A 21,408-nucleotide genomic window follows, 5' to 3' on the forward strand; every position below is an offset into this window, starting at 1 on the left:
ACTAAGCCAACTACAGAAGCCCCAACTGTTCAACTGGGGCTTCTACGTTGAGCGCAGGCAACTCCGGCATGCCGGGTAAGCGTGTCATCAGTTGCTGATGAAAACGCCGGGCCAATTGTGGCGCCAGACGGTTATCCGAGGTGTGCAAAAACACATAGGGGCTCAGGCCTTGCTCGATCCAACCGGCGACTTTATCCAGCCACGGCGTCATAAATGGATCATTCTCAAGCAATTGAGGATGACCAATAAAACGCAATTGCGGCGCCTGACTAAACGCGGTGGGACGAGTGGGTAAGCGCGGCTTTTTATCTTGCGCGTGGACGATTCCCGGGTCGCTGGAATGACAACTGAACAGCGCTCGTGAATCCAGACAAATACGCTCTACGCCCTGATCAAGCAGTAACCGATTTAACGCCCGCTCGGCATCGCCCTTGGCAAAAAAATCCGGGTGACGCACCTCTATGGCTAATGCCTTGCCACCAAAATGCTCCGCGCTGGTGCCCCAATGTTCAATCAGCATCGCCAATTCAAACAAACGCTGCGGGGCAAAGCTTGCTGGCAATTGCAACCAGTAAGGCGCAACACGCGGACCTAAAGGTGCTAGCAATCGACGAAAATCATCAATTGCATGGAATTGCTCGCGTAAGTCGGCGGCATGACTGATATCGCGGGGCAGTTTGGCGCAAAAGCGAAAATGCTCGGGCATCGCCACAGACCACTTGGCAATGGTTTCAGGCGCAGGGCGCGCATAGAACGTGGTGTTTCCTTCTACCGCATTGAACAGTTGGCAATATTGTTTGAGATAATCAGCAGACGTGCTGTTTTGTGGATAAACCGCACCACGCCAGGCAGATTCGCTCCATGACGGGCAGCCGAGAAAATACGGGAGCACTAGGCGTAAAGATCGAGACCCAGCACCTGCTGCGCATCGGTTTCGGTAATGAATTCAGCCGTGCTGCTGTAACTGGCAATCGCTTGTGAAGCGCGACTGCTGATGGCGGGCTGTTGAAAGGTTAAATCCTGCGTCTGCATCGTGCGGCTCTGTCCGCCTTCGCTAGAGGCTTGCACTCGACGAATCTGCGGCGCTTGTTCAAAGCCTTGAGTCGCACCAACTGTTGCAGGTTGTTCACGGCGCGCTTCAGTCTCGCGTTGGGCTTCGCGATACGGGGTGACAGCAGTCCCCGAGCGAGGGCCGCGGTCCGGCGAATATGAAGGTATGGAGCCGTCAATGCGCATCTATTAAAGCTCTGAAATTCAGTAAATACGGTACTTGCAGCTGCAATTTAGCTGTGCGTGAGCGGGTTGGCAATCAACAACTGATCAGCCGTTGGCTTTTTTGCACCAACGGCCTGAAAAAACTGGCTAACGTGAGGTTTTCGGCGTCGCGACTTGATCACGCAAGTAAACAGGTTGTGCCTCATCCGCGACCAGCGACTCACCGCGCGCCCAGGCAAACTGCGCCAATGTCAGCAAGTCTTGTGCATGCGGCAGCATTGATGGATCTTGAGCACTGGGTTTGACCCCAATACGCTCTGCAAAGGTGCCCCACCCCGTTCCGGCGGCAAACCAGTCACCGGTTGCACCTTCTGGTAGAGCGGCTAGCTCGGGGGCCAGTACAGCTTCACGCCCGAGCAGGCGCATCTCACCTTGCTGCGCCTGATAGCAGCCCCAATAAACCTCATCCATGCGCGCATCAATCGCAGCGGCAACTTGCTCGGCGCCATGTTCACGCATCGAGCGTTGAGCCAACACGGCTAGATTTGACACAGGGAGAACCGGGCGGTCCAACGCAAACGCAAGCCCCTGCACCACACCGATAGCAATACGGATACCAGTGAACGCGCCCGGCCCACGGCCAAAAGCAATGGCATCGAGTGCCGACAACGGTATACCGGCCTCGGCCATTAACGTTTTGATCATCGGTAGCAGACGTTGAGCATGCTGACGAGGTATCACTTCGTAATGGCTAATCACCTTGCCATCATGGAGCAAGGCGACTGAACAGGCTTCAGTGGCGGTATCGAGGGCCAACAAGGTGGTCATGAGTGAATCCAGCAAGCAGATGGTCGCGCAGTATAAACGCTGAGCACAATAAGCTGTAGGCGTGCGGCCTTACAGCGGTCTATCAGTGGTGGCCTCAACAGGCTTAATGCTCACAAACAGATATAAACAACAACGGCCCGCCTAAGCGAGCCGTTGAGTCAATGCATACTGGCAATCCGGCAAAAGCTGCCGAATCCAGTGCTCTCGCGTTTGCCTTAAGAGAGTGCAGCCAAAACCTTGGCAGTAATCTCTTCAACCGAGCCAACACCAGCAATGGCGCTGTACTTAGGCGTACCATCAGCTGCAGCCATCTTCTGGTAAAAATCCACCAGCGGCTTGGTTTGCGAATGGTAGACCGACAAGCGATGACGCACGGTTTCTTCTTTGTCGTCTTCACGCTGAATCAGTTCTTCACCGGTTTCGTCGTCTATACCCTCGACTTTCGGCGGATTGTGTTCGGTGTGATACACACGGCCAGAAGCAGGGTGTACGCGACGACCAGCGATGCGGCCGACGATTTCTTCGTCTGCAACAGCGATCTCAACCACGTGGTCAATAGCCACGCCAGCTTGCTTGAGTGCTTCTGCCTGCGGAATAGTGCGCGGGAAACCATCAAACAGAAAACCATTGGCGCAGTCTTGTTGGGTGATGCGCTCTTTGATCAGGTCGATAATGATCTCATCGGATACCAAACCACCGCTGTCCATAACGCCTTTGACTTTGAGGCCAAGTGGGCTGCCGGCCTTAACTGCGGCACGTAGCATATCGCCAGTTGAAATCTGTGGAATAGCGAACTTCTTGGTAATGAAGCCCGCTTGGGTACCTTTTCCGGCACCGGGCGCCCCTAGCAAAATCACGCGCATCGATGTGCTCCTCAAATTGTAATTAGTAATCAGTGGACTCGCCTCTTGGGGCCAATCTCAGAATATTCAGGGCAGCGGCACACTCGCGCAACAAACTGCCAAAGGCCGATCAAGATACACAGCAGTCCCCCCCTGCACAAGCCACCGAAAGTCGGATACGCCTACAACCGCAGCTCCCCCCCACTTACGACTCCAGCGCTGCATACCCCTTGAAACGGGTGTTGCAGCGATGAAAGCCGTGTATTACGCAGGTGCAGACAGGTACTGGGTTATCCGGTATTGCGCAAACCTGCAGCAATACCGGCCACACTGACCAACAAAGCCTGCTCCAGAGGGGTATCAGCCTGATTTTCACGCATTCTTGAGCGCGCCAATAACTCTGCCTGCAACAGATGCAGCGGGTCTAGATAAGTATTGCGCACGGTGATTGACTCAAGTGTCTCTGGGCTGTGACCAAGCAGTTGCGACTGCTGAGTCAGGCCTAGCACGCACGCACAGGCCTGCGACAATAGGTCGCGTAAATGCGCGCCCAAAGGCTGCAACGCCGGATCGACTAACCGGTCATCGTAAAGCCCGGCGATTGCCTCGTCAGCCTTGCTAAGCACCATTTCAAGCATATCGATACGGGTACGAAAGAACGGCCACTGTTCACGCATTTGTTCCAGTAAACCCCCTTCATCACGCTGCAGTGCATTGTTTAAAGCACTTTCCCAGCCCAGCCATGCGGGAAGCATCAGCCGCGTCTGGGTCCAGGCGAAGATCCACGGAATAGCCCGCAAACTCTCGACACCACCCGCGCGGCGTTTTGCCGGACGACTGCCTAAAGGCAGGCGCCCAAGCTCCTGTTCTGGGGTGGCCTGACTGAAGTAATCAACAAACTCTGGGGTTTCGCGTACAACGGCGCGATAACCGGCAACACCATCCGCTGCCAGTTTATCCATCATCTCGCGCCACGCTGGTTGCGGGGCTGGCGGTGGCAAGAGTGTGGCTTCAAGCACGGCGGCCAGGTACAGATTAAGGTTCTGCTCGGCAATATCTGGCAGCCCGAACTTGAAGCGGATCATCTCGCCCTGCTCTGTGGTACGAAACCGCCCGGCAACCGAACCCGGTGGCTGCGACAGAATCGCCGCATGCGCGGGGCCACCACCACGTCCGACCGTGCCGCCACGACCATGGAACAATAACAACTCGACGTCGTGGGCCTTGCAAATATCAACCAATGCTTCCTGAGCGCGGTACTGCGCCCACGCTGCGGCAGTAGTACCAGCATCTTTGGAGGAGTCGGAATAACCGATCATCACTTCTTGCGGACCGTGCAACTTGGCGCGATAGCCTTTTATGCCTAATAAGCGCTCAATCACCGGCCCTGCGTTGTCCAGGTCAGCAAGAGTCTCAAACAATGGCACCACACGCATAGGCCGTTGCAAGCCCGCTTCCTTGAGCAACAGCTGCACCGCCAGCACATCTGAACAAGCGCCCGCCATGGAAATCACATAAGAACCCAGAGATGCCGCTGGCGCACGTGCCACCTCACGGCAGGTTGCCAGCACCTCAGCGGTATCGGCACTGGGCTTGAAATGCTCCGGCAATAACGGGCGACGGTTTTCCAGCTCGGTCAGCAGGAATTGCAAGCGCTGATCTTCATCCCACTCGGCATAACTGCCAAGGCCGAGATAATCGGTAATTTCATTAAGCGCTGCGGCATGCCGCGAAGAGTCCTGACGCACGTCGAGGCGAACCAAGAACAAGCCAAATGTCGCCGCACGACGCAGACAATCCAGTAATGCCCCATCGGCAATCACACCCATACCGCATTCATGCAGTGAGTGATAACACAGCTGCAATGGCTCAAGTAGCTCACGGTTATCAGACAGCACCGCTTCACTGGCTTGCGCATCACTATGTAGTGCGTCCTGCGCCCAGCGTCGAGTCTCCCGTAACCGCTCACGCAACTGTTTGAGCAATGCCCGATATGGCTCAGCGGTTTCACCTACCACCGCGCATAGTTCAGGGCTGGCTTCTTGCATCGACAATCCAGCCGCGAGTTGGTCAATATCGCGCAAATACAAATCCGCAGCCATCCAGCGTGACAGCAATAGCACTTCGCGGGTTACCGGGGCCGTTACATTGGGGTTGCCATCACGGTCGCCCCCCATCCAGGAGGCAAAGCGTATGGGCGCGGCTTCAAGCGGCAAATGCAGACCCGTCGCAGCATGCAAGGCAATGTCGGCCTGGCGCATAAAATTTGGCACCGCCTGCCATAACGAGTGTTCAATGACTGCGAAGCCCCATTTAGCCTCATCGACGGGAGTTGGCCGTGTACGACGAATTTCTTCGGTATGCCAAGCCTCGGCAATCAACCGGCGCAAGCGCTCACTGATCTGCTTGCGCTCATTGTCAGTCAGGTCGAGATGATCTTGGTTCGCCAGTTCAGCAGCGATAGCGTCGTACTTTTGAATCAAAGTACGCCGTGCAACCTCCGTTGGGTGTGCAGTGAGCACCAGCTCAATGTCCAGACCGCTTAATTGCCGAGCCAACTCGTCGGCGCTGTGGCCAGTGCTGAGTAAACGCTGCAATAACTCGCCCAGCGCACGGGACTCAAAGGGCTCAGGCTCGCTGCTGGTACGCCGGCGAATGCGGTGATACTGCTCTGCGATATTAGCCAGGTTGAGAAACTGGTTAAACGCGCGCGCAACGGGAAGCAGCTCTTCGTCGTTAAGGCTATTGAGGGTTTCGCTAAGCTGTTTCGCCCCTTCTTTAGAACCGCGCCGCGCAGCCTTTGCGCCTTTGCGGATACGCTCAATCTTCTCGAGAAACTCTGCGCCGTACTGAGTGCTGATAGTTTGCCCAAGCAACTCACCAAGCTGGTGGACGTTTTCGCGCAAGCGCGCGTCAATTTCGGTCATATCCGGGCTCCCCGTTGCTGTAAACAGAGTAATGCATGCCCCAAGAGTGCCCCATTGCGGCAATCGGTTACAAGCACACGACATCGAACTCGCCCAGCCAAATAGCGGTCTAGTCTTGTGTAGTAGGTGTGGTTTAGAAAATCACGCTGAACCAAGATCGCACTGAAGCCTGCCACGAGCAGGCAAAGGATGAGCTAGAAATGAGAATTCGCGAACTTGCTGGCCATTGGGAGCAGAACGCTAAAGGTCGCCTGACCCGCAGCCCTTATCAAATTCGTCTGGATGTCGAAGCTGCTGCACGAGTCGCAGCCTTGGCTGAAATGTACCCCAAGCGCAGCCCAGAAGAGTTGCTCGGCGAACTGATTGGCGCCGCGCTTGAAGAACTGGAGGCCAGCTTGCCTTACGTCAAAGGCAGCCATGTTGTGGCAACCGATGAGCTCGGCGACCCGCTTTACGAAGACATCGGCCCTACGCCACGCTTTTTAGCGCTGTCACGTAAGTACCTGCATGACCTGAATGAGCAACTGAAAAGCACCGACCATTGAGCCAAACAACGTAGCTCAGCCGTTTGGTGTTTTAGATCGCACGCAGGCGCACAAGCCTGCGTGGCAAATCTGTTATCGCTCGAAAGCCAACCCGTTATCCAAAGCCGTTTGCTTAAGGTTCGATTTGCTGTGGTGTTTTTTCACCCAAACAATGCACCGCCTGCTTGCGATTATTGACCAACACACCACTCAAGCCCTTTTGCTCGGTATCAAACATCACCACGATACCGTCAACGCACTGCGCCACTTGTGAAGCGGCTTTCAGGGAGACTTTATAGTCCTCTCCCGGCACCGTCTTAAGCATGGTGAACTCGGACAAAAGCAGTGCATCCTGCGGTTTGGAGAATTGCACATAACCGTAATAAGTCAGCACCGCAACGGTGGCGCAGACGGTGGCTACAGCAGTCAGAATCATTGGAATTGCAGGATCACGTTCAGTCATTGCGGACTCTCAGAGTTGGGAACTTCAGCTAAGCGACGCAAGCCCTTGAAGCCCTGCGGATCGCTCATGAACAGCAACAGCACTTGACGCCAAGTTGGATCATTGAAGGTATGTGCATGAGCGCCACGGGTCAGTTGCAAAACCCTTGGCGCTGGCGCAGCCTGATACAAACTAATGGCGTTGGATACCGGCACGACCGGATCATCAATGCTGTGATAAATAAGTAATGGTAAGCCTTTGAGCTTGGGAATTGCAGTAATCGCACTATCGTCATCAGGGACAAACCCGCTTAAAGGCGCCTGAAACAACCAGGTTAACCAAGATGTACTCAGCACATATTGAGCGACATCACGATAACTGGCCGGGGTGCCGTCGATGATCAAAGCATCAAGCGTTTCAGCTTGCTGCGGATGCTCAGCCAGATAATGCACAGCAAGTGCGCCACCCAAACTTTGGGCAAGCACGAACAAGGGTTTGCCGCGCACCTCGGCAGTATCCCTAAGCTGGGCAAACGCCGCATCAATATCCTGATAAATAGCTGGCAGACTCGGCTCACCTTCAGAGAGGCCGTAACCGCGGTAATCAAGCATCAACACTTGATAACCCTGCTCTGGCAGCCACCACGGCGCGCCCAAGTGCATCGCCATATTGCCGCCATTGCCGTGCAGATAAAGAATGGTGCCCTTGACCCCGACTCCGGCCTTTGCAGGCAGCCACCATGCATTGAGACGTGTGCCGTCGGCGGCGAGCAGGTATTCATCACGAAACTCAAGCCCGGCGCGCTCAGGTGTGAACGGCAGACCTTTCTCGGGATAGAACAGCAGCGAGCTACAACCTTGCAGCGAGATGATCGCCAGCAGTACAAACAGGCGCATCATTGGCCGCCCGCACGCACTTCTTCACGAGCCTTGTAGGTTGCCTCATAGATGCGCTCTGCCAATCGAGAAAAGGGCAGGCTTTGAATCCACACGGTGCCGGTGCCCTTGAGCGTGGCAAGAAATATACCTTCGCCCCCGAACAGCATGCTTTTCAGGCCGCCAGCCAATTTGATGTCGTAGTCGATCCCCGAGCTGAAGCCAACCAAACAGCCGGTATCGAGGCGCAAGGTTTCGTTATTCAGCTCTTTGCGAATTACAGTTCCACCGGCATGCATAAAGACCAGTCCATCGCCTTCAAGCTTTTGCAGGATAAAACCCTCTCCGCCAAAGAAACCGGCGCCCAGACGCTTATTAAAACTGATGCCTATCGAGGTTCCCAAGGCCGCACACAAGAACGAATCACGCTGGCAGATCAAGGTGCCGCCCACCTGCGTCAGTGAAACTGGCACCACACTGCCGGGATAAGGCGCCGCAAAGGCAACCCGTGCCTGCTTGTCACCCCTGTTGGAAAAGTGCGTCATAAACATCGACTCACCGGTAACCATGCGCTTACCGACACTCCACAACTTGCCCAACACACCTGAGGAAGAGCCATCGCCCATGCGCGTCTCAAAACGCACCCCTTCGGTCATGTAGTTGAGCGCGCCCGCCTCGGCAATCACCGTCTCCCCCGGATCAAGAATCACCTCAACACTCTGCGCCGAGTTACCGAGAATTTCGTACTCAAGTTCGTGGCTGTTCATTAAATATCCTTAGGCGGGAAGGCTCATAACAAGGCTAAACGATCGTCATTAGAGGCTACTTATGCGCTGATGCGACTACTGATGCTGTTGATTCATTATCACTAACAATACCGATCGAGGGCGTAGCGAGCGCAGGCAAGGCGGCATTGCCCCCGAAAAGCGGAGTTTACTCCGGTAAATGAGCAGTTTTCAGAAGGGCTGCAACGCAGTATCGCCAAGCGCAGTAGCCCGTCCGCAAAGCATTAAAGTGTTCTGTACAAAGGTCAGGCAAGGCGGCATTGCCCCCGAAAAACGGAGTTTACTCCGGTAAATGAGCATTTTCGGGGGCAATTCCAACGCAGCATCACCAAAGTACAGGACGCTTTACAGGATGTTGGCGTAATCGGCTTCTATACGGTCGAGACTCAGATTGTTTAGGAAGTTTGAGAAACACATCCACGCCGACAACGAGTTCAAATCACTGAACTGCGGTGGCAGGTATTTGGGCGGTACCACCAGACCTTCATCAACCAACTGGCGCAGGGTGCGCATGTCTTCAAGGGTGGTTTTGCCGCAGAACAACAAAGGGATTTGCTCCAGCTTGCCTTTACGGACCGCTAGCTGGATATAGTTGTAGATCATGATGAAGCCTTTCAGGTACGAGAGGTCCTTGGTGAAAGGCAAACCGGTGGGTGTCGAGCCACGAAAGGCACGGCTGGCGTTGCTGTAGCTGTCTTCAACACCGAAACCCTGCTCGCGGTAAAAGTCGAATACCTGCAGAAAATCGGCACCCTCCTCGGCCATGTGAATGGCGCGGGTGCGATTGGTCAGCTTGCGCAAACGGGTGGGATATGAGGCGAAACTGATTACCTCCATCAGAATTGCCAAGCCTTCCTGAGTCACTGTGGAAGACGGTGGCCCTTTGGATAGAAAGGTACAGATTGGCTGATTCTGCCCATTCAAGGTTGTCGCGACATGTACCAGCCCTTCATGTACTTCAAGCGCTTTAACATCGCGCTCGTTGAACATCGCATCGGTACGGATTTTGATGTAATCAGCGCCAGCTGCAGCATCAGCCAAGATACCGTCGGATTCAAATACGCGAATGGTATCTTCATGCTCACCAAACACCTTGTTCAGGCGGTGCTGTAGCAGGTCAACCGCGGCCTTGGCATTGAGGCTTTTAACCTCATCCTTCAAGTCACCACGGCTGTCGATATTGTTCAGAAAGCCCGAGAACATGACGCCGAGATCAGCCAAGGTTGGATCGCCAGCATGGAATGCATCCGAGGCCGCACCGTAGAGGTCTTGCGAAATCAAACCGAAATCTTCGGTGCCTCGGGCCTCGAGCATGCGAATAACCATGCGGTACTCACGACACATGCGCCGCATGATCTGCCCGACTGGATTGAATTGTCCAAGCTGGCGAGTGATATCGCGTTCAATGTTCTGGAATTCGAGTTTTTTTGCCGTCGCATCAAACGCCAGTGGGCGGCTGTCGTAATAGGCCCTGTCTACTTTCGGCAGCTTTGTTCCTTTGTGTTTAAGAAACTCGCTACGAACGCTTTCGTCCCATTTCACCCCGTCCAAAACACGAATGGGTGTTTGCGCCTCGACAATCCTGTCTGATAACGCACGGACGACTAATTGATAATCATCCAAACCTACATGGCTATTCATGTCTCCCTCGCGGCCTCAAGACCAGCAAAATCATTCACCCTCGCGCTGATAGCGCGCAATCTCGATAAACACGTCCGAGTTGGCGGGGTCATTCAAGTACGCAAAAACCTTATCCATCGGCGAGGTAATCAATACACCCTCGCCAATCGGCATCTCAACCATTTTACCTTGCCACATGCCCTCTTCGAGCTCTTGCAGAATGCGTTCAACGTCGAGACTGTACAACACCAACTCATTATTGCGCGTCAGCTCAAAACCAAGGATTACAAAATTGGCGCCCAGGCGCTTGGGCAAACCGGTCGACAGATACCAGCGGCTGCCGTGATGCGCGACGGTAAAGCCGTACTCTTCAGCGCCCACAAGGTTATCCGGGCTGCCCTCGAAACTTCTCGCCTTGTAGGTATTTGACCCCGATCGACTGATTTCAAGGTAATGCAACTCGCCCCATTCATCCTTGCGCGACCACTCACCCAGTAGCGGAATAGGTGCGGCTTCATTAGCCGGGATCGGATCCTGAAAGGTAACCAAGCAGCCACTCAACAACAAAAAGGACAAGGCGACCAGCACACGCCAAGCGTTCATTCAGCTCTCCTTGTGAATCGGGTTTCAGTGTGCCGACGATGTTGCTTCTGGCCTGCCCGTGCGCCACCAGTAACCTGCTGACTACGGCGGTTTCAGACATCCAGAACCAAATACAGATACCGCTTAAGAATGGCTAACATTGCCTCAATGTCCAGCGCATCAACGCCTTCTATCAGACCTCGATATTCCATGCGCTCGACTGCAGTCGTCAAGAGTGTTGCATCCTCAACCGGATGCTTTGAGCCGATCATAGCGAAGAAACGTGTTGCACCTTGCAAAAGGATTTGCGCTTGGGCTCGCACCAGTTCATGCAAACGTGGATTAAGCAACGCTTCGTGACGGAACGCTTGCTCGGCCAATAAATGATCGCGACGATTAGCCAGTTGGTCACGAACGAAGGCTACGGCAATGTACGCAACCTCATCGGCAAAGGCGCGCAACCTGTCCGGTGAACCATCAAATTTGCTCACGCGATCCTGTAGCAGTGCTTCATTGCCGCCCCAAAGCTGATTCTGGTTAGCGGCGCAACGTTCGACGAAGAGCGTGAAGGTGTCACTGATGAGGTCGTTAATGTCTTTGAAGTAATAGGTGGTCGCGGACAGCGGAACCTGTGCCTCGGCAGCCACAGCTCTATGACGTACTGCACGCACGCCCTCTCGCACAATAATGCGCAGAGCGGCCTCAAGAATTGCCTGACGGCGCTTCTCACTTCCGGCACGACTGGCTTTACGGCCTTGATACTGAATATTGTCGGTTACAGCAATGACCGCGGGGCTATCACTTACTTGTTTCACGGCTGGCAGACCTCTGACACATACTTATAAACGGATTTTTATCTTCCCTAGACTTTTAGGTTTTACCGGCAAACAGACGACGGCCTGCTCTCTGTGTTGACTATCATACTGCCCGAAAAATCACACAGCACCGCACAGAATCATTCTGTGCGGAACGGCCAATTATTGAAGTTCATGCAATAGACCGACAGATGCCGCTTTGCGGCACATTGAAGCAGAAACAAAAAACCGCCCGAAGGCGGCTTTTGCCAACATCCTACGCTTGCGGTCGCATATGTGGAAACAGGATTACATCCCTGATTGAAGGCGCATCGGTCAGCAGCATGACCAAACGGTCAATACCGATACCTTCACCTGCAGTCGGCGGCATGCCGTATTCCAGTGCCCGAACAAAGTCAGCATCGTAATGCATGGCTTCATCGTCACCGGCATCCTTATCCGCAACCTGTGCCATAAAGCGCTCGGCTTGATCTTCAGCATCATTAAGTTCGGAGTAAGCGTTGGCAATCTCGCGGCCACCAATGAACAGCTCAAAACGGTCAGTGACACTTGGATCCTGATCATTGCGTCGTGCCAATGGCGAAACTTCAAACGGGTATTGGGTAATGAAATGCGGCTGTTCCAGTTTTGGTTCGACCAGTTCTTCGAAAATCATTACCTGCAACTTGCCCAGACCTTCAAAACCCAGCACCTTGGCGCCAGCTTTCTTGGCGATTTCACGGGCAGCGTCGATGTCGCGCAACTGTTCAGCCGTCACATCGGTGTACTTGAGAATCGAGTCGAATACCGATAAGCGTACAAATGGCTCGCCAAAGTGGAAGACTTTGCCTTGGTACGGCACATCAGTTGTACCCAGAACCAACTGCGCCAACTCACGGAACAGCTCTTCGGTGAGATCCATGTTGTCTTCATAGTCGGCGTAAGCCTGGTAGAACTCAAGCATGGTGAATTCAGGGTTGTGACGAGTCGAAACGCCCTCGTTACGGAAGTTACGGTTGATCTCGAAGACCCGCTCAAAGCCACCGACAACCAGACGCTTGAGATACAGCTCAGGCGCGATACGCAGGAACATTGGCATGTCCAAGGCGTTGTGGTGCGTCTCAAACGGCTTGGCCGCAGCGCCGCCTGGAATGGTCTGCAGCATCGGGGTTTCAACTTCCAGGAAGTCACGTTCAGCGAGGAACTTACGAATATGGCTGATCACCTGGGAGCGCACGCGGAAATCCTGACGAACCTCTTCGTTAACAATCAAGTCAACGTAACGCTGGCGATAGCGCTGCTCGGTGTCAGTCAGCCCGTGGTGCTTGTCTGGCAGTGGACGCAGAGATTTGGTCAGCAGGCGCACGCTGGTCATTTCAACGTACAAGTCGCCTTTGCCCGAGCGCGCCAAGGTGCCTTCAGCAGCGATGATGTCACCCAAATCCCAGGTTTTGACCGCTGCCAGGGTTTCTTCAGGCAGGGTTTTACGGTTGACGTAGACCTGAATGCGCCCAGTCATGTCTTGCAGCACCATAAAGGAGCCACGGTTGAGCATGATACGACCGGCAACCTTGACTGGAATCGCGGCTTCAGCCAGCTCTTCCTTGGTCTTATCGACGTACTGTTTCTGCAAGTCCGCGCAATAGCTGTCTCGGCGGAAATCATTTGGGAAGGCAATACCCTGCTCACGCACGGCGGCAAGCTTTTCCTTGCGCTGGGCAATCAGCTTGTTTTCTTCCTGTTGCAGATCGTGCTGGTCGAGTTGTTCGTCGCTCATGGTCTTCCGTCTGTTCCTGTATTCGTAGGGTGTTGCTGAGCGCAGCGATGCTCAACATCCGGCCTGGTTAGCCGGGATCCTACGCAAATGCAGCGCCGCTCGTTGCCCCAGCTTAGCTGGGTTCAACCTACATTGCGTTGTGTTGCACAGCTGCGCGGACGAAGCTGTTTTACAGTCCTTGCTTGAGGCTGGCCTCGATAAAACCGTCGAGGTCGCCATCGAGCACTGCGTCGCAGTTGCTGTTCTCGATATTGGTGCGCAAATCCTTGATTCGCGACTGATCGAGCACATAAGAGCGTATCTGGTGGCCCCAGCCGATGTCCGACTTGGAGTCCTCAAGCTCTTGCGATGCAGCGTTACGCTTTTGAATTTCTTGCTCGTACAACTTGGCCCGCAACATTTTCATGGCGGTGTCTTTGTTGGCGTGCTGAGAACGTTCGTTCTGGCAGCTCACTACGGTATTGGTCGGCACGTGGGTGATACGCACCGCTGAATCAGTGGTGTTTACGTGCTGACCACCGGCACCCGAGGAGCGGTAGGTATCAATACGCAAGTCAGCCGGATTGATCTCGATTTCAATGTTGTCATCGATTTCAGGCGAGACAAATACGGCGGTAAACGATGTGTGACGACGGTTGCCCGAGTCGAACGGGCTCTTGCGCACCAAGCGATGAACGCCGATCTCGGTGCGCAGCCAACCAAATGCGTATTCGCCCTTGATATGGACCGTGGCACCCTTGATACCGGCGACTTCACCAGCCGACAGCTCCATAATGGTCGCATCAAAGCCGCGTTTATCAGCCCAGCGTAGGTACATGCGCAACAGCATGTTGGCCCAATCCTGAGCCTCAGTGCCGCCGGAGCCGGCCTGAATATCCAAATAGGCGTTATTAGGGTCCATTTCACCGCTGAACATGCGGCGAAATTCAAGTTTCTCAAGAATGTCACGCAGACGCTCAATTTCAGCGGCTACATCATCAACAGCGCTCTGGTCGTCTTCTTCAGCGGCCATTTCAAGCAAATCGGCACAATCTGCCAAGCCGGTATGAAGGTCGTCCAGGGTCTCGACTATTAATGCAAGGGATGCGCGTTCGCGCCCCAAATTCTGGGCATACTCGGGGTCATTCCAGACATTCGGGTCTTCAAGCTCACGGTTTACTTCGACTAAACGATCATGCTTTTGATCGTAGTCAAAGATACCCCCGAATTGTCAGGGTGCGCTCGGAGAGGTCCTTAATGCTGTTAACGATCGGGTTGATTTCCATAGCTGGCGGGCACTCACAGGTAAAACGTTCGAAAAGCCGACGATTATACCTGCTGTAGCCCGCCATCGACAGCCCAGAGTTTGTAGGGCGTTATTGCTCTACGCCGATCTGATTCCGGCCGTTACCTTTAGCCATATACAAACCGTTGTCGGCCTTTTCGACCAACGCCAGTGAACTGCCGCCTGCGACAGGTATCACAGTCGCCACGCCGATGCTGACCGTAACTGGCGATCCGGTTTCAGGCCGGCAATGGGGTATGTCCAGCGCCTCAACAGCCCTGCGGATTTTTTCGGCCTGCAAGCGGGCGCCACCGGGCGAGGTCCCTGGCAGTATCATGGCGAATTCCTCTCCGCCGTATCGCGCGGCCAAATCCGAGGAGCGCGAGCATGAGTCGGCCAACGCCGCGCCAACACGGCGCAACACATCATCTCCGGCAACATGGCCAAACTGGTCGTTATAAACCTTGAAATAGTCGACATCTATCATAATCAGCGATAACTGGCTGTGTTCACGAAGTGCACGAGTCCACTCAATTTCAAGGTATTCATCAAAATGCCGGCGATTGGCCAGACCGGTCAAACCGTCGGACTTCATCATGCGTTGCAACACCAGATTCGCTTCCAAAAGCTGCTGCTGGCTTTCCCGCAAAGCACGAAATGCCTCGTCACGCTGTTGCAGGGCGATATAGGAGCGTGAGTGATAGCGAATACGTGCGATCAGCTCAATGCTATCGGGCAACTTCACCAGATAGTCATTGGCCCCATTGGCAAATGCAGCACTCTTGACTTGAGGGTCCTCTTTGGTGGAGAGCACGATAATCGGGATATCTTGCAAGGCAGGTTCGGCGCGATACGCGCACAGCAAGTTCAAACCATCGATGCCAGGCATGACCAGATCTTGCAGAATCACGGTTGGCTTGATCTGCTGAGCAACCTCGACTGCTTTATGAGGGTCTGAGCAAAAATGGAAGTCGATGCCCTCCTCTCCCGCCAATGCACGCCGAACCGCTTCGCCAATCATAGCCTGATCATCAACCAACAAGATCATGACTGCGTTGGCCGCAGCAGCAAAGCCTTGCGCATCTATTTGCTTGGAATCGTGCATACACTCTCCAGACTACTCATTGCAATGTGCATTTATCTACTCCACCAGCAGCCGAACTGTTATGCATAATAGTTAATCAATGTGGGGGCAATTTGATCGAGCGGCAAAATCTTTACCGCCGCATCAATAGCTGCGGCGGCTTTGGGCATACCATAAACAGCACAACTCGCCTGATCCTGGGCAATGGTCAAGAAACCGCGCTCACGCATATGCTTCAAGCCCTGCGCGCCATCGCGTCCCATACCTGTGAGCAATACACCTACAGCATCGCCCTGCCAATTACGTACCAGGCTGTCAAAAAACACATCAATCGACGGTCGATATATTTGCTCAGCAGGCTCTTTGCGATAGCTCAGGCGTCCATTGCTTTGCATATACAGGTGATTATTAGTGCCCGCCAGCAGTATCTCACCCGACTGCGGCCGCTCATCAGGTTGAGCTAAACGTACTGGCAGCTTTGATTCACTGGCTAACCACTGCGCCATACTCATGGCAAATACTTCGTCCACATGCTGCACCAGCACAACCGCAGCGCTAAAGTCCGCGGGCAACTGTTTCAGCAAGCTAACCAGCGAAGCGGGTCCGCCTGCCGAGGCACCTATTGCAACGATTCGTTCCCGCTGGCGTGTGGTTTCAGTCTGGGCTGGCGCAGCCACTGATTTGGCGCCGTGCTGACCAATCATCCAGCCAATATTGTGCAATTTACGCAGCAATGCCGTCGCACCTACAGCTTGCGGATCAACCAATGACGGTGTGTTGACCACATCCAGCGCGCCATGCCCCATAGCCTCGAAGATCTGATTCATGTTGCGTTCGATATCCGAGGTCACGATCAAAATAGCGCAGGGACACTCAGCCATTATTTGCCGGGTTGCCTCAACACCATTCATGCGTGGCATCAACATATCCATCAACACCACATCTGGCCTTTGCGCCTTGCACTGGCGCAGCGCCTCAACACCATCATTTGCGGTCCATATAATCTGGTGCGCCGGCTCTTGACTGATGACGAGCCGCAACACCTCAATCGCCAGCGGCATATCATTGACAATCCCGATCTTCATTCCTGCGCATCCCCAATCAGAACCTGAACAGCATCAAGTAATGCTTCGTCATGGAAGCTGGCCTTGGCCAAATAATAATCAGCACCGGCATCAAGGCCGCGCTGGCGGTCTTCTTCACGGTCCTTGTAGGAAACCACCATCACTGGCAATGACTGCATGCGACTGTCACGCCGCACCAGACTGACAAGTTCGATACCGTCCATACGTGGCATGTCGATATCGGTAATCAGCAGATCAAAGGACTCGGCCCGTAGTGCGTTCCAGCCGTCCATTCCATCTACGGCCACCGACACTTCATAGCCGCGACTGAGCAACAACTTACGCTCAAGCTCGCGCACGGTGAGCGAGTCATCTACCACCAGAACACGCTTACGGGCACGCCCTCCAGCCTGCTTATCACGACTGTCGACACGCTGCAGGCTACCGCTGCCCAACAGCTTCCCGATCGAGCTGCAGAGGTCTTCAATATCAAGAATCAATACCGGCGTGCCGTCATCGAGCAAAGCCCCCGCCGACACATCACGAACCTTGCCCAGACGCGGATCAAGCGGCATGACCACCAGAGTGCGTTCGCCGATAAAGCGCTCGACAGTCAATCCATAGAGCATTTCACGATCATTGATCAGCACCACAGAAATGCCATCCTGCTCAGTACGCCCTTCGCTTTTTTGCAGCAACTGACTCGCTGCGATCAGGCCGACATGGCGGTTTTCATGCCAAAAGTGCTGGCGCCCTTCAAGCTGGACAATCTGTTCCTGCCCAAGACGCACCATGCGCTCAATATGTGCCAGCGGAATCGCATAGGCTTCAGAACCAATTTCAACGACCAGACTGCGCACAACTGAAAGGGTTAGCGGCACCTCAATAACGAATACGCTGCCCTGACCGGTAGTCTGCTGCATGCGCACGCTGCCACGTAATTGGCGAATCTCGTGCATGACTGCATCAAGCCCGACGCCCCGCCCGGAAACCTCGGTGACCTTGTCGCGCATGCTGAACCCGGGCAGAAACAAAAACGCCAGCAGCTCTTCCTCACTCAGTTGCGCAACGGTTTCTGCGGTGGATAGTTTGCGCGCGCAAATACTCTGTTTCAGCTGAGCTAAATCAACACCACCACCGTCATCAAGAAGCTCCAGCACCAGCATGCCCGCATGATGACGAGCACGAAGGCTGATTTTGCCCTCTGCAGCCTTGCCTGCATTAATCCGCTGCTCAGGGCTTTCAATTCCATGGTCGATAGCGTTGCGCAGCAAGTGTGTAAGAGGTGACTCAAGTCGCTCCAATACATCGCGATCGACCTGCGTGCTGTCCCCTTCAATGTCCAGGCGTACCTGTTTACCAAGCGAGCGTCCAAGGTCACGCACTAGCCGCGCCTGCCCCGACAACACATCGGCAAACGGGCGCATGCGCGAGGTCAGCGCCGCATCATAGAGTGCTTGCGTACGTTGCTCTCCTTGCCAGGCAAACTCATCGAAGGCTTCCATATGCTGCAGTAACATCTGCTGGCATTCACTGAGCAAGCCCCGACTTTCACCCAGCAATGCCTGAGCTTGCACATCCAGGGACGACGCCAAGGTTGCTTCACGCAAAGAGTCAAGTGCGCGCTTGGTCGTTGCATGCAGGCGCTTGAGGCGAGTCAAGGATTCACTCAGCGGCTTGATCCGCTGAAATTCAACCAGCGACTTGCCCGACATATCCAAAAGATGATCAAGACGTTCGGCAGACACGCGTAGCACTCGTCCGCGCGCATCAGTCGCTGGCTCATGGCTGGCGTCTTGAGCCAGCTCCGCGCCCGACAATTCATGAGCATCCTGCACCTCGGGTTCAATTACGGGGGGCAAGGGCTTGGGCGTCACGGGCTGCGAAGCTTGCGCAAGAGACGGCACAGCCGCGTCGAACAATGCCTGCAAGCGTGCAACAAGACTGGTAACTTGCGCGGAGAGCTGCGCCTGCTGTTCGCTGCTCAGCCCAGCCTGACCAATACGCAACAGCGCATCAGAACCCTGTAATAATGCGTCGATATGGTCAGGCTGCAGGCGCAACAAACCTGATTGGCCAGCCACCAGCAAATCTTCCATGACGTGGGCAACACTGACCCCCTCATCAAGCCCAACAATGCGTGCAGCCCCTTTTAGCGAATGGGCCGCACGCATACAGGCCTCAAGCTGCCCAGCATCAATTGGGTCACGTTCGAGCACCAACAAGCCTGCATTGAGCACTTTGGTCTGCTCTTCGGCTTCCAGGCGGAACAACTCAAGCAGCGATGCATCACGCATTTGATCCGGAGTCATGCCAGGCTCCTGATCATCGCCTGCGCCAGTAACTGCTCGTCTAGCAAGGTAATGCTGCGCTGATGCCACCGAACAACGCCACTGGCGTATTGACCAGCAGCCTGACCCGCACCACGAGCCGGTTCTCTGATATCACGCAGAGCAAGCAAATGGATACCTTCAACCTCATCAACCGGTACAACAAAAACACCATTGGTGCTTCCGAGAATTAGCATACGTGGCACCACTCTGCGCTCGGTACTGGCAATTACCGCGGGTTCCAGAGCAAGCAGGTCCTGCAGAGAAATACAGGCAACCAGCGCACCGTTGACATTGGTGACTCCCAGTAAATTCGGTGAACGCTGATGGGGTAATGAGTGAATAGACGTTTGTCCAACCACCGAGACCAAGCCAGTAGTCGCGAGGCCAAACCATTGCTCGCCAAGACGAAAAATCAGAGTTGAACGGCGTTCCCCGAGATCTTCTTCAACCTGCGCCGCAGTGTCGTCGTGATCCAGCAACTGCGCACCGTAACGATCAAGCAGACTGATTGCCGCCTGTGCGTAGACTTCACAGTTGCGGCAGTGCACATGTTCATTCAGACGCGAGCAACTTTTATCGCCGTACACGCCAATGTGTTTCCAGCAATCGTCAAGTACCGGCAAGGTCTCATCACCCGCAAAGATGTGCGAACTATCAACCACTGTTATTTACTCCACGGCTCGCACGTTGTCGCAGCCGACGGGCGCCAGCCTGATCGCCTCGGGCTTCCAGCAACATCGCCAGATGCGATAACGCCTCAATATGTGCAGGTTCAAGATAGAGCGCTTTGCGGTAAAAATTCTGCGCGGCATCGCTATCGCCAGCGGTATCACTGAGTAGCCCAAGCCAATAAAACAGCTCGGCACTGGCTCCCTGCTCTGCCAGTAATGCGTGACAAGCCGCTAACGCTTCAGCGGTGCGCCCACTGTTGGCCAATGCCTTAATTGCATTTAACTTTTGCGCGCCAGCATCGGTTTTGGCTACTGCAGTATGTTCTTCACTCGGTCGCAACGAAGCCAACGCCGGTTTATGGGCCTTAGGCTCAGATCGCCGCGGCTGAGCCATGATCGGCTTTGCAAAGGGTTGTGGTGGACGGGGTTGAGCATGAAAGCTCAAGTCCGGGCTTGGCTTCGATACTGGCTGGCGGGTCTCGGCGACTTTGAACACAAAACTCAACGGCGCCGCCAATGCCTGCATACCGTTCTGACTGAACAAGCCGGTCTCAGCTGGCCCGGTGAACATCGCACCACCTGGCGCCAGTAAGCGCTTTAACGCCTGCAAGGCCTGTAACTGCGTGGGCCGGTCGAAATAGATCAGCAAATTGCGACAAAACACAAAATCATAAGGCTGTCGCGTGCTGTGCAAGTTGCTGGCGAACAGGTTGCTGCACTGCAAGCTCACTTTCTCACGCACAGATTGAGCAAGCAGATAATGATCGCCCTCAACACTGAAATGACGATCACGAAAGCTCAGAGAGTCGCCACGAAATGAATTGCGCCCATATAGCCCTTCACTGGCCAGTCGAATAACCCGCTCACTTACATCCAGTGCATCCACTTCAAATGACTGCGGCGCCAAACCGCCATCCAGCAAAGCCATGACAATCGAATAGGGCTCTTCACCCGTCGAGCATGGCAAACTGATGATTCGTAACGGCCGTGAATGCTTCAGCTCGGTTAACCGCGCTTGCGCCAATTTGACTAACTGACTAAATGATTCCGGGTAACGGAAAAACCAGGTTTCAGGCACCACAACCGCCTCAACCAGGGCAAGTTGTTCTTCCGGGGATAGGTGCAACTGCTGCCAGTAAGCCTCTTCATCGGCGCTATCGGTAGCCTTGATACGCTGACGTATAGCGCGCTCAAGCACCATCTGACCAACAGACTCAACATCCAGGCCAATCTTGCGCTTGAGTAACTGCTCGAAACGATCATCCATGAGCACAATCATCCACTGCGTTACGCAGCAGCAACGCTCGCACCTCATCAGTCAACAGTTGCTCAACGCTGATGCGCTGAACCATACCCTGCGGGGTTTGTTGAACCATACCCAAATAAGGTGTCAGCGGATTTTGTAGTGGATTAGGCCTGAAGCCATCGCCCAGCAAGCGCTGGGTATCAGTTGCTTGCTCAAGGATTAAGCCGAGCTGCACCGGTTGGCCGCCCGCCGATAAATACTTGACCACGACCAAACGGGTACTCGCGCGCTTTTGGGCGGGTATGGAAAGGGCTAAATGGCAAAGATCAATCACCGGCAGTGGCTCGCCGCGAAATACAAACAACCCCGAAACCCAGTTTGGTGCATCGGGTATTTGCTTGAACTGCTGCAAGGGCAAGACAGCGCTGATGGAGTGGACATCAAGCGCATAGCGGTCGTCACCGAGTGAGAACAGCAAGTACAACTCACCTTGCTGGCGGCGAGCGTGCTGATAATTGGCTCGCAGGCTCATGGA

Annotated in this window: 20 protein-coding genes; 1 reads left to right on the plus strand and 19 read right to left on the minus strand. The window is 54.4% G+C overall.

What is annotated here, in order from left to right; genetic code table 11:
• Positions 1-10: 10 nt before the first annotated feature.
• From ACN0UH_RS05740 to ppc, 5 genes are all read right to left on the minus strand, one after another.
• Complete coding sequence (locus tag ACN0UH_RS05740; RefSeq protein WP_417661158.1) at positions 11-892, minus strand: DUF72 domain-containing protein; 882 nt, start codon at positions 890-892, stop codon at positions 11-13.
• Complete coding sequence (locus ACN0UH_RS05745; protein WP_417661159.1) at positions 892-1,236, minus strand: hypothetical protein; 345 nt, start codon at positions 1,234-1,236, stop codon at positions 892-894. The genes ACN0UH_RS05740 and ACN0UH_RS05745 overlap by 1 nt, the downstream gene beginning before the upstream one ends.
• A gap of 126 nt (positions 1,237-1,362) precedes the next feature.
• The gene (gene tsaB, locus ACN0UH_RS05750; protein ID WP_417661160.1) at positions 1,363-2,043 is read right to left on the minus strand and encodes a tRNA (adenosine(37)-N6)-threonylcarbamoyltransferase complex dimerization subunit type 1 TsaB; all 681 of its coding nucleotides are present in this window, start codon (positions 2,041-2,043) and stop codon (positions 1,363-1,365) included.
• Between the two features lie 215 nt (positions 2,044-2,258).
• Positions 2,259-2,906: an adenylate kinase gene (adk, locus tag ACN0UH_RS05755; protein ID WP_417661161.1), complete on the minus strand. Its 648-nt coding sequence runs from the start codon at positions 2,904-2,906 to the stop codon at positions 2,259-2,261.
• Between the two features lie 269 nt (positions 2,907-3,175).
• Positions 3,176-5,812: a phosphoenolpyruvate carboxylase gene (gene ppc / locus ACN0UH_RS05760; protein ID WP_417661162.1), complete on the minus strand. Its 2,637-nt coding sequence runs from the start codon at positions 5,810-5,812 to the stop codon at positions 3,176-3,178.
• Between the two features lie 200 nt (positions 5,813-6,012).
• Here ppc and ACN0UH_RS05765 point away from each other — a divergent pair, with 200 nt between their 5' ends.
• Positions 6,013-6,357, plus strand: a complete 345-nt coding sequence (locus ACN0UH_RS05765) for a pilin assembly protein (protein WP_417661163.1) — start codon at positions 6,013-6,015, stop codon at positions 6,355-6,357.
• Positions 6,358-6,469: 112 nt separating this feature from the next.
• On the opposite strand, the gene ACN0UH_RS05770 is transcribed toward ACN0UH_RS05765, so the two are convergent.
• The 14 genes from ACN0UH_RS05770 to ACN0UH_RS05835 form a co-directional block, all read right to left on the minus strand.
• Positions 6,470-6,799 carry a hypothetical protein gene (locus ACN0UH_RS05770; protein ID WP_417661164.1) on the minus strand — a complete coding sequence of 110 codons (330 nt, stop codon included), beginning with the start codon at positions 6,797-6,799 and terminating at the stop codon, positions 6,470-6,472.
• A complete protein-coding gene (locus ACN0UH_RS05775; RefSeq protein ID WP_417661165.1) occupies positions 6,796-7,677 on the minus strand; it encodes an alpha/beta hydrolase in 882 nt (293 codons plus the stop codon). Before ACN0UH_RS05775 ends, ACN0UH_RS05770 begins: the two co-directional genes overlap by 4 nt.
• Positions 7,674-8,420, minus strand: coding sequence for a TIGR00266 family protein (locus tag ACN0UH_RS05780; protein WP_417661166.1), 747 nt, complete (start codon positions 8,418-8,420; stop codon positions 7,674-7,676). Before ACN0UH_RS05780 ends, ACN0UH_RS05775 begins: the two co-directional genes overlap by 4 nt.
• Positions 8,421-8,783: 363 nt before the next feature.
• Positions 8,784-10,079: a flavohemoglobin expression-modulating QEGLA motif protein gene (locus ACN0UH_RS05785; protein WP_417661167.1), complete on the minus strand. Its 1,296-nt coding sequence runs from the start codon at positions 10,077-10,079 to the stop codon at positions 8,784-8,786.
• 30 nt (positions 10,080-10,109) lie between these two features.
• Positions 10,110-10,661: a hypothetical protein gene (locus ACN0UH_RS05790; protein WP_417661168.1), complete on the minus strand. Its 552-nt coding sequence runs from the start codon at positions 10,659-10,661 to the stop codon at positions 10,110-10,112.
• Between the two features lie 92 nt (positions 10,662-10,753).
• Positions 10,754-11,455, minus strand: coding sequence for a TetR/AcrR family transcriptional regulator (locus ACN0UH_RS05795; RefSeq protein WP_417661169.1), 702 nt, complete (start codon positions 11,453-11,455; stop codon positions 10,754-10,756).
• Positions 11,456-11,711: 256 nt separating this feature from the next.
• The gene (gene lysS / locus ACN0UH_RS05800; protein ID WP_417661170.1) at positions 11,712-13,211 is read right to left on the minus strand and encodes a lysine--tRNA ligase; all 1,500 of its coding nucleotides are present in this window, start codon (positions 13,209-13,211) and stop codon (positions 11,712-11,714) included.
• Positions 13,212-13,380: 169 nt separating this feature from the next.
• A protein-coding gene (gene prfB / locus ACN0UH_RS05805) for a peptide chain release factor 2 (protein ID WP_417661171.1) occupies positions 13,381-14,476 on the minus strand; the annotation gives its coding sequence in 2 pieces (ribosomal slippage) (positions 13,381-14,403 and positions 14,405-14,476; 1,095 coding nt in all).
• A 90-nt stretch (positions 14,477-14,566) separates the two neighbouring features.
• Positions 14,567-15,580, minus strand: coding sequence for a diguanylate cyclase (locus ACN0UH_RS05810; RefSeq protein WP_417661172.1), 1,014 nt, complete (start codon positions 15,578-15,580; stop codon positions 14,567-14,569).
• Between the two features lie 59 nt (positions 15,581-15,639).
• A complete protein-coding gene (locus ACN0UH_RS05815) occupies positions 15,640-16,644 on the minus strand; it encodes a chemotaxis response regulator protein-glutamate methylesterase (protein ID WP_417661173.1) in 1,005 nt (334 codons plus the stop codon).
• Positions 16,641-18,935 carry a hybrid sensor histidine kinase/response regulator gene (locus ACN0UH_RS05820; RefSeq protein ID WP_417661174.1) on the minus strand — a complete coding sequence of 765 codons (2,295 nt, stop codon included), beginning with the start codon at positions 18,933-18,935 and terminating at the stop codon, positions 16,641-16,643. Before ACN0UH_RS05820 ends, ACN0UH_RS05815 begins: the two co-directional genes overlap by 4 nt.
• Positions 18,932-19,618 carry a chemotaxis protein CheW gene (locus ACN0UH_RS05825; RefSeq protein ID WP_417661175.1) on the minus strand — a complete coding sequence of 229 codons (687 nt, stop codon included), beginning with the start codon at positions 19,616-19,618 and terminating at the stop codon, positions 18,932-18,934. The genes ACN0UH_RS05820 and ACN0UH_RS05825 overlap by 4 nt, the downstream gene beginning before the upstream one ends.
• Positions 19,611-20,894, minus strand: a complete 1,284-nt coding sequence (locus tag ACN0UH_RS05830) for a CheR family methyltransferase (RefSeq protein ID WP_417661176.1) — start codon at positions 20,892-20,894, stop codon at positions 19,611-19,613. The genes ACN0UH_RS05825 and ACN0UH_RS05830 overlap by 8 nt, the downstream gene beginning before the upstream one ends.
• The gene (locus ACN0UH_RS05835) at positions 20,887-21,405 is read right to left on the minus strand and encodes a chemotaxis protein CheW (RefSeq protein ID WP_417661177.1); all 519 of its coding nucleotides are present in this window, start codon (positions 21,403-21,405) and stop codon (positions 20,887-20,889) included. The genes ACN0UH_RS05830 and ACN0UH_RS05835 overlap by 8 nt, the downstream gene beginning before the upstream one ends.
• Positions 21,406-21,408 lie beyond the last annotated feature (3 nt).

This window comes from Pseudomonas sp. (genome assembly GCF_048265905.1).
Lineage (GTDB): Bacteria > Pseudomonadota > Gammaproteobacteria > Pseudomonadales > Pseudomonadaceae > Aquipseudomonas.